Genomic DNA, 17,361 nt, shown 5'->3' on the forward strand with positions numbered 1-17,361 from the left:
ATAGATATGGTTTGAAGGTGTATCCCAAAACAAACGCAAATACCCTAAGGACCTGCAGACGATGATCTGCAGGTCCTTTCATTAGCGCCAATAAGTTTCACTTGTTCCCTGGTAAACAGGTAATCGCAGGCAGCAGAATGGTAAACGTTGTGCCTTTGCCAATCTGGCTATTCACCTGTATCCCATAAGGTTTCCCGAAGTGCAGCTGAATTCGCCGCTGCACATTATACAAACCAATTCCCCTACCTCCGCTTCCAGTCTCCTGCTTTTCTTCCAACAGGCTGCGGACGGTAAACTGATCCATTCCTGCTCCATTATCACGGACTTCAATACATATGTCGTCCTGCCGTGATTGAATCCGAATGGTGATTACACCCTCCTCTTCGATCTCGGCAAGGCCGTGAAAAAAAGCATTTTCCACGATGGGCTGCAGAATCATTTTGGGCATCACATAATCCAGAAGGGTGTCATCAATATCGTACTGCATCTGAATGCTGCCGTAATATCGGACATTCTGAATGGTGACGTAATGCTCAATGTGATTCAGCTCCTCTCGAATCATCACGAGACTGCCATCAGTCCTGGTTGCATATCGCAGCATAGAGATGAGCGCATCCGTCATATCTACAATTTTGCCCGCCTGCTGCATGGATGCAATCCATTTCACGGACCCTAATGTGTTATACAGAAAGTGAGGATTAATCTGATCATGCAGTGCCCGCATCTCGGCGGCAGCCTTCTCAATCTCTTCCTGCTGCGTTCGTTCCACCATACGTTTTAATTCATGAGACATGCGGTTAAATCGGGTGGATAAATGACCGATCTCATCGCGAGAGCGGATGTCCTGCACGTGTTCGAACTGCCCCTTTTCGACAAGACGAATATTATTGAGCAGCTTTTTGATGGGACGAGTAATAACATGAGATAAGAAAATGGAAATAACCGCGGCAAAAAGAGACATCACGATAGCCAGCGTTACCAGGTTTCGGCCTAATATTTTCCCATCAGCGGTCAGCTCTTCTAGCGGCATATAGACATATGTGGTCCATTTCTGCTGACTAAGCGGGCTCTTCACGACCACATTGGTTGCTTCGGGCGGGCGAACGTTATCCCGAAACAACGTGCCGATCAACTGGTCATTCACGTTGTAGACGATCTTTTCATCCTCGTCGATAATCATAAATCTGGACCTGAGCCCTTCCTGCAGATTGCGATTGACGATCTCGATAAATTTGATATCGATGCTGACAACGATCACACCAAGCAGTTTGCCATTGGTTACATCGTGAATTTTCCGTGCATGGGAGACGGCGAGTACTTTATTTTCCAGCTGCTTATCGATCCGGGTCGTCAAAGTGATCGTTCGGTCGTCTTCATGCATAAACTTTTTGAACCACAATTCATTTCTTACATTGAAGACGGGGTCAATCGGTTGATGCGGACTCACAAACAGGTCCTGCCCACCGTTCAGGTTGTATAGATATATGGAAAATACACGATCTTTCATCATAATGTAATTCATCAAGATGTTGTATGCGGCTATCTCGTTCTCTTCGTCACTTACACGCAGAAAATCCTGAATCGGAAAGCTGCCTTCATGAGTCGCAGACAAACTGTCACTAAGCCCGTTACTGGCGAGAAGCGTGATTTTTTCGATTTCTTTGAGAAACTCATCAATGCGAATATTCGTTTGTTTGGTCAGATCACTGAGCAGTGTGGTGTAATTTTGCGATAACAATCGTTCAGAAGAGTAATAGGAGTTAATCGTCATAACAAAAACAGGAAAAATAATGACAATCATACAAATGATAATAATTTTGTATCTGATCTGAAAAGGCCGGGTAAATTTCATGAAGTGCACCTCTATTCACGGATGACATGAACCTGCTGTTGTTCTCGGTATTCCTCGGGGGTAAGACCCGTGTTTTTCTTGAAAATTTTGCTGAAATACGTGTAGTTGTGGTACCCGACTTTGTCGGCTATTTCATATATTTTCAGCTCTCTGCTCAGCAGATAAGCCTTCGCGTGTTCAATGCGAATCCGGGTTAAATACGAGATGAATTTTTCTCCCTTTTCCTGTTTGAACAATCGGCTTAGATATGATGGGTGAACGTTAATCTGGCTGGCCACACTCTGCAGCGAAAGATCCTCTGCGTAATACTTGTTGATCATGTCAGCAGCGAGTTCGGTATACGTAAGTTCCTGAGTGGTTCTGGAATAGGCACCGAACGAATCCTTGATATGGGTCAGGACATCCTGGTGAATATCGTGCCAGCGCTCTCCGTTCAGTACAATCTCATAAGGTGACTTTCCTGTGAACGAAAGCTTGCTTCGGGATGTGATGTTCAGTAAATGGGCGTGCATCGTCTCCAGCAGTGCAATGTACTGTTGGCGGATGCTGTTCTCGTCAGCTTGTTTAACCTTCAGGGCAGTACGGATTTCTTCAAAAAACTGCTCGGCTTTTATTTCGTTTTTACTAACACAAATTTTCATGAAATGCTGTTCCTGCTGCGGACTTAAAATGATTGCAGTGTCTTTCCTGCCAGGTGCTTCGCACACATCTGCAGCATATAAGATTTGGCTGCCGCAAGTAAAAAAGCGCTCCTTGAGAGCATACTCTGCTTCCTTACTGGCCCTTCGCATCGATGTAAAATCGGAAACCACTGAACTCACACCTGCTGTAAGGGATAAATTCATAAAATCCTTAATAGACGACATCATTTTACGTATAAGCTTATTCAGATCAGCATGTGCAGCGTTAAATGGATCGGTGGAGTTAGCATTAACAAGCCTGCTGTTGTTAAAAGTGTCGGGGGTTGTGCTGCTGTCGATCTCGGTGGTGATTTCGGTATTGGAGTCTGGATGCACGTTTACAACTACCCAATATTCGAACGAGCTTTCCACAAATATCTCCTTAGCCCACCTTGAAGGAATAACTTCTTCCATGATATTAAGGATGGAGAAGCGGAGCAGCTGCTCCCCTTTTTCAATATACTTGCGCTTAACCTGCTCATATTGATTAACGACCAATTTAATGACCACCAGGTAGTCAGATTGGATGCGAAAACGTAGTTCTTCTGCTTTGGCAATCAACTCTTCTCCATGGATGAATCCGCTTACAGTATCTTGAAAGAAACTGTCCTTCAAGTAACGGATGCTCTTGGAATATTCTGATGATGCTTTGGGTAAAGGAGTGAATTGTTCCTGTTCACGCTGCAGCTTCTCTCGAATATTCGTGAGCAGCTGGATCAGAGACTGTTCGCTGACTTCACTTTTGACCAGGTAGTCCACCGCACCAAGCTTTAAAGCCGTTTTCACATAATGCAGTTCATCAAAATTGCTAAGAATAACATATTTACAGTTCTTTAATGAACGTGATACTTCTTGAATCAGCTGCAGTCCATCCATCACAGGCATTCGGATATCCGTAATGATCAGGTCCGGGACTTGTTCCAGCGCAAGCTCCAAAGCTTCTTTCCCATTGCTGGCCTCGCCTGCCAGACAAAAGCCGTAATCTTCCCAGTTCAGCATGGAACGAATGCCCACCCGCATGAGCAGTTCGTCCTCTACAATCAGCAGTTTATACATGAATGTCCTCCAAAGTTGATTATTTATACATGAGCTGACGCCCTGAACCCTGATGGGTATGTGCAATCCATCTTCTAATTTATTCGTACTCAAATCACGAAATCCCCTTAGATTGGTGAGAAAAATGAAAAAGACCGCCGAATTCGGCGGTCTTTCTTGTTCGTCAGGGAATATGCAGGAATATACACCTATCGTGGAAAAGCATGTTAAGCCAGCTGCACTGCTCGCAGGTTCATGCGCCTGTGCTGTATTATTCGGGTTTCATTAAGATGGACATTGCGCATTTAGGCTCCATATGCAGGGACAGCATCTCCTGATCCCGCAATTTAATCTTCACATCCCTGGATTCCTGCGTATCATTGAAAAGCACTAATCCCGTAGACCCGTCTGTATTGCGAAAGGCTGCTGATAACAGTGAAGTGTCACTGGAGATGGAGTCGATATATACCGCTTTGGGACGGATAACCGTACTGAAGTGAGCCAGCGCGTAATAATCGAGCGTGTAGGCAAGTTCTCCCGTTTGCTGGTTGATCTGTACGATTCCCCGGCAGGTGCTCTCACCAAATCCAGGTACAGTCGGACCGTTCTGCTCATCCAGTGCCATATTCCATAGAACAAGCGACTTGCTGTAATTTCGCAGAATCTGAATCCCGGTTCGCATCACATTGGAGAATGCCTGCTCAAAGGGCGGAATCCATTCTCCCCCGGAACCTTCGGTAAAATGCACTTCTTTTCCCGCAAAAGCTTCGTATACCGTGGACTGAGCTTCCGCACTGCCGCCATACCAGTGCCAGGCAACCCCGTCAACCGCTTCTCCTGCCTGTTCAAGCACAGTCAGCGGATAATCGGGTCGATCCCAGTTATGGTCATAACAAAGGATTTTAGTATGGAGGCTGCTGCGCACGAAAGCAGGTTTCAGATGATTTTGAATAAAATCAGCTTGTGCCTCGGCTGGCATGAGCATACCTGGATAATGTCCTGGCTCATATAAGGCTTCATTCTGCGGGGTGATCGCATAGATCTGCAGGCCATGTGCAGCATAAGACTGAATGTATTTTACGAAATACTCCGCATATGCCGGGTACCATTCCGGCTTTAGCTGACCTGTGATCATGGAGCCGCTAGTTTTCATCCACCCGGGGGCACTCCAAGGGGAGGCGAACAGCTTCAACTCGGGGTTCAGCGCTAGAGCCTTCCGGGTTAAGGGGATGATATCCTGCTCATCGTGTGCAATGCTGAATCCGCTTAATTCCGGGTCTGTATGCTGGTCAGGCAGGTCGTTATAACTGTATACCGTACGGGCATAATCAGAAGCGCCCATCGGATTACGAAGTACCGACAAGCCGATGCCTTTTACAGGATGGAACAGCCGCGTCATCACTTCCTCAAGCTGTTCTTCTGTTAATTTTTGATTCATCAGATAGGCTGCAGCATCCGTAAACGAAGCTCCAAAGCCGTCCATCTCCTGCCGTGTCTGGCGATCATCCAACTGAACGGTTGCGGTTGAAGAATCATCGTCTGCAGCTTCGAACGGATCGTATTCCTCGGGGCTGACGGGTCGAAACAGGTCATTCTCTCCCGTAGTTTTGAATATTTTAAATGCTGTCATCGCGAAGCCTCCTCATTATTGCATGCCTAATTTCTCTTTGTTCTGCTTCATCTTCTCGCTGCGGATCTTTACAATGTCAGCCCAGCGGTTTTCTTCCAGGAACGATTGATATGCCGCGAGCGCATTGTCAAACGAGGCATCATCCTTCGAACGCAGCATGCTTACCAGCGTGGAGTTCCATTTGGTGTTAATAGCGGATAAGGCACGGGCTTCAGCTGTTCCCAGGTTCGGATTAATATTTTCCAGAATAAAATGAGGTGTCAGTTTACCTTTGCCCCAGGCCTGCATCTGTTTGATCGCTTCGGGGAAGGCATCGGCGCTCAGCGCTTTATGGCGGTCATGACCGAAGAACATAAACTCACCAAGACGATAATCCTTTTTGAATTGATCCGCATTATGCAACTGCATGTCCTTCACCGCCGGAAGCAATTCCACTGTTCCATCTGCCTTTTTCTTAAACGTCTCGCCTTCAATGCCATAGTTCATCAGAATCTGGCCTTCTTCGCTCAGCAAATGCGTGAAAATCTGCATCGCTTTGGCCGGGTCTTTGGCATCTTTGGAGATGAAATTGATCATCCAGCCTGTAATACCGGATTGATTCAGTGTTGGTGCATGGCCCTTGGTGCTCTGCGGCCCATCAATGGCAATGTACTCCTTGCCTTCGTTATCACTCATGTAGATCTGAAGATTTCCGCCCTGCTGCGGTGTACCGTCGAGCAGCATCGCCGCATATTTGCCGGATTTCACTTTTTCTTCAAAGGCTGTACCGTCATCCGCAAAACTGTCATCACTAATATTGCCGTCTCTATACACGGCGTTTAATGTTTTCAGCCAAGTCAGATAATCTTCGTCCAGATTGCGGTCATAGAACTCTCCGTTTTCCGTCTCCAGGGGTACGCCGATAAAATCCTGTAACGCATCGCCAAGCGAACCGGTACCTCCACCGATGGCGTTGAAGCCAAACGGAATGAGCGATGGGAACTTTTCTTTGATCTGTTTCATCACACTCTGGAATTGCTCCGGTGTTCCCATGACTGGACTGCCTAACGCTTCATATACATCCTTGCGGATGATAAAGGCGGTCTTGGCTGGAATGTTACCGCTATCATAATCCGCTTGCGTATTGGAATAATTCGGATAACCGTAGGTCTTACCATCCGCTTGCTGGAACCACTTCAGCGTGTCCGCAGCTGCGACCTTGTTGAAATACGGATCATATTTCTCAGCCAAATCATTTAGAGGTATGGCCCAGGTTGATGCTTTGCTCACGACTTGCGAATTGGAATCAAACACCGTCAGCAGGTCAGGCATATCTCCACCAGCAAAAAAGGTATTTAATTTGGTATCATCGCCTGTAATGAATTTGATGTTAATGTTCAAGTCTTCCTTGATCTTTTTGGTGACGATATCTTTGCCAAAATCGGTATTCCACCAGTCGGCATTGACGTACCAGGTCAGATCGGTCACTTCTTCCTTTTTATCGAGCTGCCATGCTGGCTTCTCCGGATCAACCGTGTAGCGATCCTCAATGGATACCCAGTTTGCTTCACTCGATCCGCCGGAACCTCCGCTGCATCCCGTAACCATCAACACAGCTGTCAGTAATGCTGCACAACCTTTAACCCCTCTTTGGCCCAGTACCCGGTGAATATTAAACATGTGTTTTCCCCCTCGTAGTCGAATATAAAATCATTGATGTAAATCTATCGTTTTATTCCTTAACAGCTCCAAGCATCATGCCTGAAATGAAATATCGCTGTAACAAAGGATAGATCAGCACAATTGGCAATGTCGTAATAACGATGGTGGCAAGCTGCACGCCTTTGGTTGTTGTTTCGATCACGACAGACCCGCCCACGTTCTGCATGGACTGTGTCTGGGATTGCACAATAATTTCATATAACATCATCTGCAGCGGGTACAGTGATTGGTCTGTGATATACAATTTGGTCGTCATAAAGTCGTTCCACTGCCCTACCCCATTAAATAAAGCGATGGTCGCCATTGCTGGCATAGACAGCGGGATAAAGATTTTGAGAAAGATATGCCAGTCTCCAGCTCCATCCATCTTCGCCGATTCTTCCAGTGAATCCGGTACATTACGGAAAAAATTCATCAGGATGACGACATCGAAGAAACTGAACAAAGCCGGAATAATATACACCCAGAAGCTGTTCAGGAGACCCAGTGCCTTAATGAGCAAAAAGGTTGGAATCATGCCGCCGGAGAAAAACATTGTAATTACACCCATAGCTACATACAATTTGCGACCTCTCAGGTATTTCTTGCTTAATCCGTATCCGACCATGGCACAAAAGAATACATGTGTCACGACACCAATCATGGTTTTGGACACAGAGATGAAGAACGCCTGCCAGATGTTTGAATCATTAAACACCGCTCGGTAGTTTTCCAGCGAGAACTCGGGTGACCAGAAGATGAATCCACCTTCCGCGAGTGCTTTGCCTGAACTAAAGGACGAGATGATGACATTCCAGAGCGGAACGATAATGACAATGGTACAGATCATTAAAAAAATAATATTGAGCGTATCAAAAATCCGGCTGTCCAGATCTTCTTTGGCCGCTTTTCCGTTCATGAGGGAACCTCCTTCTACAGCACAGACTGGTTGTCATTTAGCTTGCTAGTTATTTTGTTTGCCGTGACGAGCAGAATTACAGAAATGATGGAAACACCCAAACCTACTGCGGTAGCATACGAGAAGTCACCTTGCGACATCCCCATACGATAGACATAGGAATTAATAACTTCGGCCTTTTCGCGGTTCTGTGAGTTCATGAGCACCAGCGTTTGATCGAGATTCGAACCGAGTAGTCCGCTGACCGTCAGGATCAGATTCAGACTGATAATGGACTTCATATTAGGCAGGGTGATATTCCAGATCTGACGCATCCGGCTGGCTCCATCGATTTTGGCGGCCTCGTAATAGGTAGGATCGATCTTAGACATGATGGCTAGATACAAAATGGTGCCCCAGCCAGCTTCCTTCCAAATATCCGATAACGTAGCGATCCACCAGTACTTGCCTGCGTCCAGCAATATGTTTTGCGGCTGTGATATGATGCCAAGACCGAGCAGGAGTTCATTGAACAAGCCGGTTGTGGAGAACCAGGTGATGAGCATACCGCCCAGCACGATCCATGAGAGAAAATGAGGTAGATATGAAACCGTTTGCACGAATTTCTTGAATCGTCCGCTGTTCAGCTCGTAGATCATAATGGCCAGAATAATCGGAATGACAAACCCGATCCCCAGCTTCAAAAAGCTGATGCCCAGCGTATTCACAACGGCATCCCAGAAGTATTTGTCTGACATAATAATTCTGAAGTTATCCAGCCCCACCCATGGGGCACTGGACAGTGTATCAATGACGGTGTAATTTTTGAACGCAATCGTTAATCCGTAGATCGGTATGTAACAGAAGACAATCATGAACAGAATGCCGGGTAGAACCATGGACTGGATCTCCCATTGTCTGGCGAAATCGACCCAGAATGTGTTGAACCGCTGCTTGAAATGTTTTTTTCCACCGGGTTTAAGAGGCTGCGGCTGTCTGTCTGCTGTAGTCGTCAAGTGACTCATCCTTTGTTGCTCCCCTCTGTATGTGTCGATAGATGCATTTATTCCGTTTTATAAAAACGTTTTTATTTCGTTCCAAAAAACTCCCTTCCTTGTAATATAAAATGAAAAATGGACCCGACGAGCCTCTCACACGTTATTTACGGCCATCTTTCCGATTGTTCATTTTCACATGACTTGAACCGCGTACAATAAGTTCTCCAGATAACTTTTGCGCTATCCCTTGTTCCTGTCCCTTGATCATATTGACCAATTGCGTGACAGCTAGAATACCTTGTCTTGCAATTTGATTCCGAACGGTCGTTAACGGTGGAGAATAATACGGAGCGATATCGATATCATCGAATCCGACCACACTGATATCACTCGGAACCTCATAACCATGAGATTTCAATGCCTGGATGCACCCGATCGCACTCAGGTCATTACCGGCGAGAAAGGCATCTGGTAACTTGCCTGGATGCTTATGAATGAAGGATTTGATGGCATTGTAAGTGGCCTCTTCTTCAAAATACCCCTGAATGATGTAGTCCGCATCGATGGGGAGTTCGTATTCTCGAAGGGCCGCCAGATATCCCTCCCGACGCTGTACACTGTCAAACATCTCATCTACGCCGGAGATATAAGCGATTTTCTGATGACCGAGCCCGATCAAATATTGGGTTGCTTCATAGCTGGCTACGTAAGAGTCAAAGATGACACTTCCCATTCGTTCGCTCTCGTACACACGATCCAGGAAAACCGCTTTAATCTTGTCTTTTTCCATCGACAAAATATCCTGCTCATCAATTCGAAGCTCTTCATAGATGATTACACCATCTACCCGCCTGCCGAGAATATTGCTCATAATCACATGTTTATCTTTGGTTACAAACACATTGAGTCCGTAACCGAGACGGTCACATTCACGCGACATGGCCTCGACTAACTTGTAAAAATACGGACCGGACACACTTGTTGTGAAAAAACCAAGCATTTTGGTCTGACCTGATTTCAACAGTTTGCCATTGAGATTAGGGATGTAGTTTAAACGTTCTGCCACTTTGAGCACATGTGACTTCGTTTCCGGATTCAGTACATCCACACCATTTAAGGCATTCGAAACGGTAGAGATCGACACACCGGCTTCCCTTGCAACATCTTTAATTGTGATTTTTCCCATACATTCAGGTTCCTTTGCTATTAAAACGTTTTTATACATTCAAAATAGCATAAAACCGTTTTCAATACAACACTTAACTTTTCAAATGTTATAAAAGAAAACCGCTGATCAACATTGATCAGCGGCTTCATCTCTTAAGCTTATGCTGCTCCGAAGGTGAATTGATTTATTGAATATAAGTTATTCACTCGAACAGCACTAAGATTCAAGTTCATTTTATTCAAATGAAATGGTATATGTTTGTCCTTTTTGCGTTGGCAGACTAACTTGATCGTCTTTCTCCTGAACGGTTTGTACAACCGTATCCCCTTGATATACTTTCAAGCCAGGCTCAACCTGCAAATAACATGTATTGCCCGTATGTGAGAGGATTTCTGCTTCAACCAGCTTACCGTTCTCCCAACTTAGGCTAACCTCAAACCCGCCTCTTGCTCTTAAACCTTGAACAGAACCTGTAGACCAGCGCTCAGGCAATGCTGGCAGGAATTCCAGATAACCCTGATGAGACTGCAGCAGCATCTCGGCAATACCGGCAGTTGCCGCAAAATTACCGTCAATCTGGAACGGCGGATGGGCATCAAACAAATTGGCGTATACTCCGCCCTGCTCATGTTTGCTGGGTTCATAAGCTTTAACCAGCGTTAACAGATTGGAAATGAGCTGTTCAGCACGATTGCCCTCTCCAAAACGGGCCCACAGACCGATTTTCCATCCCAGACTCCAGCCTGTGCCGCCATCGCCGCGAATTTCCAGTGAAGTGCGGGCAGCTTTCATGAGATCAGGAGATTTTTTCTGTGTGATCAGACGTCCTGGGAATACTCCAACCAAATGGGATACATGACGGTGCTGCGGGTCTTCTTCCGTGAAATCCTCGCTCCACTCCTGAAGACGTCCCTGTGCATCGATCTGCAGAGGCAGAAGCTGTGCTTTCTTCGCTCGCAGAAGATCCGCGAATTCGTAGTCTGTCTGCAGCACTTCAGCTGCTTGAATACAGTTATCGAACAGTTCAGCAATCAGTGAAATATCCATTGTAGTCGCTTCACTTACAGCTGCATGCTCTCCGTTCACAACAAATTTCATCTCTGGTGACGTTGAAGGTGAGGTGATCAGTTGTCCTTCTTTATTCTCAATGAGCCAGTCCAGACAGAACAGAGCCGCATCCTTCATAAGCGGGTAACCTGTTTCCTGCAGAAACTCTTTATTCTCTGAGAAAGCGTAATGCTCCCATAGATGCTGCGTCAGCCATACGCCGCCCATCATCCACAGCGCCCATACGGGATCACCGGCACCGTAATCGCCAACCGGAGCAGTCTGCCCCCAGATGTCCGCATTGTGATGCGCTACCCAGCCTTGAGCGCCATAGTTAATCTCAGCCGTCTTACGCCCATTCACCGCAAGTTTGCCAATGAAATCAAGCAGCGGTTCATGCAGTTCAGCCATGTTGCATGTCTCTGCAGGCCAATAATTCATCTCCGCATTAATATTAAGTGTATAATTGCTGCTCCATGGCGCACGTGTGTCCTGATTCCAGATCCCCTGCAGATTGGCTGGCAGCGTTCCCGGTCTGGAGCTGGCGATCATTAAATATCGGCCATAATTGAACAAAAGCTCTACCAGACCCGGGTCACTGCTTCCATATTTCTCGATCCGTTCATCGGTAGGCATGTCCGCAGGCGCAGTGCTGTCACCGAGATGCAGCTGCACACGATTGAATAAACCCTGATGATCCTGCACATGACGCTGTAGCAAATCATTGTAATTGCGTGCCATAATCTGCCCAATAACATCTGCGGTCTTGGCTGCTGGAGAGATCAAAGTCTCCTGGGGTTGATCTGCGGCCGAGTAGCTTGTAGCTCCTGCAAAATAGATCACTGCTTCTGTGGCATCAACAATCTGCAGCTCACTTCCAGTTGAATGCAGCGTACCTCCGGTATGAGATACAGCAAGTCGGCCGTGGAAAGACATTGCACGTGTCGTTCCGGCATCTCCATAACGTACAGGTACTTCAACATCGTGATAGTTCGGCGACACATACTCTGGAGCCGTTCCGGATAGTTCATATTGAGCATTCACAACAGATGTCTGGTGCCTTAGCGGGCTGCTCAGTCTGGTTCGGAAGTTTAATCGACCTTCCTTGCTTGACGTCAAACGAATGACGATACCCTGATCCGGATGGGAAGCAAACACCTCACGATCATAGCGTACACCGCCGATTTCATAGGAAACGCTTACAACACCTGTTGACAAATCAAGCTTACGCTGATAAGTTTTCCGTTCACATAACTGCCCATGTTCCATCACAAGCTCCAAATCACCAAATGGCAGATAGGATTGCGTAAAAGGCCCCATCATTTTTTTACTAAGCAGATCAGCCTCTACGTACTGTTTACGAGCAATCAATTCTCTGATCCGAGGCAGTACCTCTCGTGCCTCCGGGTTGTTCCAATCCTGGGCATAGCCCGACCATAACGTATCCTCGTTCAATGCAATGCGTTCTTTTTCGATACCACCAAAGACCATTCCACCCAATTTGCCGTTACCGATAGGCAGCGCTTCAACCCAATAGGCGGCTGGAGAATTAAATTGAATATTCATGCTGATCGTTACCTCCGAATGCACTCTTTTTTTGGATATATTCTGATTTTACTTGTTCAGCAATCATTATATCTTTCAATGCACAGGGAAGATATATAATTTGATGAAAATGGTCCAGAAAAGCTTAAACCAATGACAAATAACCCTTAATATACCAATTGGATGAATTAATCTCCCGTTGAATCCCCTCTCTTCCCCGTTCGGTGAGCTGAGATATTTGAGGCAGGATAACCCAAAAGCGGCACCAGATTTGGCACCGCTTTTTAATAAAGTGTTGAGTGTGTAATTCCTTCCCTTGCTATTGTAATTGGAGATCTTTCATGAAGGCTTTAAATTGTTCAGCAATTTCCTTAAACTTCGTATGATGCAGATAATGCGAGCCTTCCATTGGAATCATTTTTCCCTGAGCAGATTTTGCGGCTTGCTGCTCATGCAGCGGCAGCCACTGCGGGTTGTGCTCATTATTAGACTGCACGAAGAGCAAAACAGGTAACTCACGAGGATAGGTCATGTTCTCTGCATTTTTAAAGTTGGAACCCAGATGTTTCAGTTCGTTCGTCATTGTCGAGTTACTCGAGACCCGGTTCGAAATCAGGTTCATTTGCTCTTTGGTGTGCTCATCGTAAGCCATGGAAGCATAAGGATCAGCGCTCAACTTTTTAGCCAATCGCATCAGCCCTGATGATTGAAGAAACTGAAGTGATTTTAGAGGTAATTTAACGTCCATGCCGGGCTGGTTAGGAACACTGCTGTCAATACCGACAAAGGCGATAACTTCGTCTGGATAACGATCTACATAAGACACGCTGTACAGTCCTGCAATGGAGTGTCCCATAAGTATATAACGATTAAGACCAAGCTGTTCTGCGGCTTCATGAATTTCACGGACAATATTCTCGGTGGTGCGTTCCTGATCCGTTTGATCACTTAATCCATAGCCGAATGGCTCGATCGTGACGACTTTATAATCCGGGGTCAGCTGATCGATCAGCAGTTTAAAATCTAACACAGGTGATGCTGTTCCCTGACCCGGCAGCAGCACGATGGTCTGTTCTCCGCTGCCCTGAATGGACACATTCATTTTTTTACCGTCCACCTGTACATACTGTCCATAAGCTTCAATCTTATCTTTCTCCAGCCCCTTGCTGATCACATGCACCACAAATACGATGCCCAAGAATAACACGAGTGCTGCGATGATACCTCCGAATATTTTTAAGATTAAGCTGCGCTTCTTGCCGCGTTTCTTCTCCGTTTGTTTGATCTCTACGTTTTCTTTCACTCTCATCTTCTCCTGTCTTGAGTCTGTGTAACTGTCTTGGTGACTTATCTACAGTATAATCAGACAAGATGTCGCCATCATGACGCCAATATGAACGGAACATGAACTGGCATATATAAGTTACTAATAAAACGATATAAAATGAATGATTATTTACACAGAAACGGAGAGGACAGAAAAAACCTGGAAAAGCGGAGCGCTCGCCTTTATCACCGGATTTTTCCCTTTCGAAAAGGGAATCAAGAAAATCTGGGGATAACAGCGATTGGAAGGTTATTCTGTCATCGAAGTGCTTGTGTAAACCAATTCAAGTATATAAAAAAGAGAACTGCTTATATAAAAGCAGCTCTCTTTGTCATATGAAAGACTATTCTTAATGGTCGAGAAATACAAGTTGAATGAAGAACAGGATCGCGAAAATATAAAATATGGGATGAACATCTCTGCCTTTGCCGCGAAGCAGCTTGAGCACCGGATAGAAAATAAAACCGATCCCGATTCCTGTTGCAATACTGTGCGTCAGCGGCATCAGAATAATAATAAGGAATGCCGGGAATGCCTCTTCCAGATCGCTCCAGTTCATTTTTCCGATCACACTAATCATAAAGAAACCTACAATAATCAGTGCCGGAGATGTAATGGCCGGGATGCTGGAAATGACACTAACGATAGGGCTGAAGAATAAAGTTAAAGCGAGCAGCGCACTTACCGTTACGGCGGTTAGCCCTGTTCTTCCCCCTGCAGCTACACCTGTGCTGGACTCAATGTAAGCTGATGTCGGGCTTGTTCCAAGCACTGCCCCAGCTGTAGTACCCACAGCATCTGCCAGCAGCGCGCCGCGGGAACGCGGGAACTTGCCGTCTTTCAGCAATCCGGCTTGTTCTGCTACACCGAGCATCGTACCTGTCGTATCAAACAAGGTGATGAGCAAAAATGTGAAAATAATCGTATACAATCCGTTGGAGAAGACTCCTGCCAAGTCCATCTGGAATGCGGTTTCGCCAAGTCCTGACGGCATCGCCACAATTGATGCAGGCATCTGAAACAGTCCCATGAACCAGGCGATAATGGCTGTAATGACCATTCCGATGAACAAATACCCTTTTACATTGTAAGCCATCAACGTAACCGTAATGATCAGCCCGATAATCGTCAGATACGTCATAGGCTGTGCCAGATTTCCGAGTGTAATCAGATTAGATTCGGAATTGGCAATAATTCCTGCATTCTGCAGCCCTACAGTCGTGATGAATAATCCAATTCCTGCCGTGATGGCATGTTTGAGACTTGCCGGAATGGCATCCAGCAGCATATATCGGAATGAAGTAAGCGATAGAATAATAAACAAAATACCCGCAATGAACACAGCGCCGAGTGCTGTCTGCCAGGTTACACCATAGCCTTGTACCACACTAAAAGCGAAAAACGCATTTAATCCCATACCTGGTGCAATAACGATCGGATAATTAGACCAGAGTCCCATAATCAGCGTTGCCACAATACTCGCCAGAATCGTAGCAATAAATACACCGTTAAAGCTCATTCCCGTTCCGCTGAGAATTCCGGGGTTCACAATCACTATGTATACCATCGTGAAAAATGTTGTAATACCTGCAATGATTTCAGTTGAAATCGTAGTGCCTCTCTCTTTGAGCTTGAACCAGTTGTCCATCGTAAAGCCAGCCTCCAACTTTCATATTGTTCTTCATGAGACAACGCAGCTAAAAACAAAAAATCCTAATGACCTATAGGATTAGAATTCTAAAGCTCCTATATTCGTCATTAGGGTCCGAACAGCTCCGAATTATTGAATATAAGGAAACATAGTTTCTGTTTAACCTGATGTCCCTTTCGAATTTTATTAAATATAACGCCGGATGTCAATGAAATAAGCCATTTGTTCACATTAATTACGAACTATTCGTATAAAATAGAAGTTTTCATTCGTCTATTTAGTGAGTTTACGCTCGTTTCAGATACATACTTATTTTACACTCCTCATACAATTGTGATGGTTTTTATTAACAAATGAATGCTAATCTTCATAAGGATGAACAAATGAACAAGACTTCATGCATTCATATTAAAGAGATCACGAGGAGGAATTTTTTTGAAGTTTTCCAAAAAAGCATTACCCGCATTAGCACTTACGCTCGCTGTATCGGCATCGACACTATGGCCTGTCGGACAAGCAGGTACCGCTCAAGCCGCAGGCGCAGAGAAAAAACAGATTAAAAACATCATTTTTCTCATCGGGGATGGCATGGGAACCTCGTATACGTCTGCTTATCGTTACATGAAGGATGATCCTTCCACCAAGGTGATGGAGAAAACCGTTTTTGATCCCTATCTGGTCGGAGCGCAGATGACCTATCCTGACGATGACAAGCAAAATGTAACAGACTCCGCTTCTGCAGCAACGGCCATGTCTTCCGGTGTAAAAACGTATAATGCAGCAATCGCGGTAGATACGAATAAAAAGTCTGTCAAAACCGTACTGGAGCAGGCCAAACAAATCGGCAAATCTACAGGTCTGGTGGCGACCTCGGAGATTACGCATGCAACCCCTGCTGCCTTTGGTGCTCATGACATCAGTCGCAAAAACATGGATGCCATTGCGAACGACTATTATGATGAGCTGATTAATGGCAAACACAAAGTGGATGTACTGCTGGGCGGTGGCAAAAGCAATTTTGTCCGTAAAGACCGTGATCTCACCAAAGAGTTCCAAAAAGCAGGGTATAGTTATGTAACTGATCGCGCATCGCTTCTTGCAAATAAAAACAAACAAGTTCTGGGATTGTTTGCAGATGGCGGACTGGATAAATACATTGACCGGACCAATGCGACGCCCTCTCTTGCCGAGATGACAAACGCAGCGATTGATCGTTTGAAAACGAACAAAAAGGGATTTTTCCTCATGGTCGAAGGAAGTCAGATTGACTGGGCTGGACATGACAATGATATTGTAGGTGCCATGAGTGAAATGGAGGATTTCGCCAAAGCCTTCAAGGCAGCTGTTGATTTTGCCAAAAAAGATGGTCAAACGCTCGTCGTTGCTACAGCTGACCACTCTACAGGCGGTCTCACGCTCGGCAAAGATGGAGAATACAATTTCTTCGTAGATCCGATCAAAGCTGCGGTGCGCACGCCTGACTTCATGGCTGCTCAAATTGCCAAAGGGGCTTCGGTTGAAGACACGCTGAAACAATATCTCAAACTTGAGCTTACAACGGAAGAACTTCAATCCGTAAAAGAAGCAGCTGCAGCTGCCGATACCGATGTCACAAAGATCGATAATGCGATTGAAGCGATTATTGATAACCGTTCGTTTACAGGCTGGACAACGGGCGGACACACAGGTGAAGATGTACCCGTTTACGCATATGGCCCGGGAAGTCAGCGCTTCTCCGGTTTAATTGATAATACGGATAATGCAAAAGTGATATTTGATATTTTGAAAAAAAGCAAATAACTAGTATCGACTTGTGCCTGCTAATCTCTACTCATCCTTATCTAAATACA

General features: G+C 45.6%; 11 protein-coding genes. 1 reads left to right on the forward strand and 10 read right to left on the reverse strand.

The features are described 5' to 3' along the window. Positions 1–97: 97 nt before the first annotated feature. The 10 genes from ABXS70_RS11490 to ABXS70_RS11535 all read right to left on the reverse strand — a co-directional run bounded on the left by ABXS70_RS11490 (position 98) and on the right by ABXS70_RS11535 (position 15,508). Positions 98–1,852 (reverse strand): sensor histidine kinase, encoded by a 1,755-nt coding sequence (locus ABXS70_RS11490; RefSeq protein ID WP_366295910.1) that lies wholly within the window; start codon positions 1,850–1,852, stop codon positions 98–100. Between the two features lie 11 nt (positions 1,853–1,863). Next, a complete protein-coding gene (locus ABXS70_RS11495; RefSeq protein WP_366295912.1) occupies positions 1,864–3,588 on the reverse strand; it encodes a response regulator in 1,725 nt (574 codons plus the stop codon). Between the two features lie 250 nt (positions 3,589–3,838). Continuing rightward, positions 3,839–5,197, reverse strand: a complete 1,359-nt coding sequence (locus ABXS70_RS11500; RefSeq protein ID WP_366295914.1) for a glycoside hydrolase family 30 beta sandwich domain-containing protein — start codon at positions 5,195–5,197, stop codon at positions 3,839–3,841. A gap of 15 nt (positions 5,198–5,212) precedes the next feature. Further along, a complete protein-coding gene (locus ABXS70_RS11505) occupies positions 5,213–6,856 on the reverse strand; it encodes a sugar ABC transporter substrate-binding protein (RefSeq protein WP_366295916.1) in 1,644 nt (547 codons plus the stop codon). A gap of 52 nt (positions 6,857–6,908) precedes the next feature. Further along, positions 6,909–7,796: a carbohydrate ABC transporter permease gene (locus ABXS70_RS11510; RefSeq protein ID WP_308721788.1), complete on the reverse strand. Its 888-nt coding sequence runs from the start codon at positions 7,794–7,796 to the stop codon at positions 6,909–6,911. A 14-nt stretch (positions 7,797–7,810) separates the two neighbouring features. Then, the gene (locus ABXS70_RS11515; protein ID WP_205127951.1) at positions 7,811–8,674 is read right to left on the reverse strand and encodes an ABC transporter permease subunit; all 864 of its coding nucleotides are present in this window, start codon (positions 8,672–8,674) and stop codon (positions 7,811–7,813) included. Positions 8,675–8,933: 259 nt separating this feature from the next. After that, the gene (locus tag ABXS70_RS11520; RefSeq protein WP_342556112.1) at positions 8,934–9,959 is read right to left on the reverse strand and encodes a LacI family DNA-binding transcriptional regulator; all 1,026 of its coding nucleotides are present in this window, start codon (positions 9,957–9,959) and stop codon (positions 8,934–8,936) included. Between the two features lie 216 nt (positions 9,960–10,175). After that, the gene (locus ABXS70_RS11525; protein ID WP_366295919.1) at positions 10,176–12,554 is read right to left on the reverse strand and encodes a glycoside hydrolase family 95 protein; all 2,379 of its coding nucleotides are present in this window, start codon (positions 12,552–12,554) and stop codon (positions 10,176–10,178) included. A 298-nt stretch (positions 12,555–12,852) separates the two neighbouring features. Next, the gene (locus ABXS70_RS11530; RefSeq protein WP_366295921.1) at positions 12,853–13,842 is read right to left on the reverse strand and encodes an alpha/beta hydrolase; all 990 of its coding nucleotides are present in this window, start codon (positions 13,840–13,842) and stop codon (positions 12,853–12,855) included. Between the two features lie 367 nt (positions 13,843–14,209). Next, the gene (locus ABXS70_RS11535; RefSeq protein ID WP_342556109.1) at positions 14,210–15,508 is read right to left on the reverse strand and encodes an NCS2 family permease; all 1,299 of its coding nucleotides are present in this window, start codon (positions 15,506–15,508) and stop codon (positions 14,210–14,212) included. A 432-nt stretch (positions 15,509–15,940) separates the two neighbouring features. Between ABXS70_RS11535 and ABXS70_RS11540 the strand changes: the two genes are divergently transcribed. After that, positions 15,941–17,311, forward strand: a complete 1,371-nt coding sequence (locus ABXS70_RS11540; RefSeq protein WP_342556337.1) for an alkaline phosphatase — start codon at positions 15,941–15,943, stop codon at positions 17,309–17,311. The last annotated feature ends 50 nt before the right edge of the window (positions 17,312–17,361 follow it).

It is taken from the genome of Paenibacillus sp. AN1007, from assembly GCF_040702995.1.
GTDB lineage: Bacteria > Bacillota > Bacilli > Paenibacillales > Paenibacillaceae > Paenibacillus.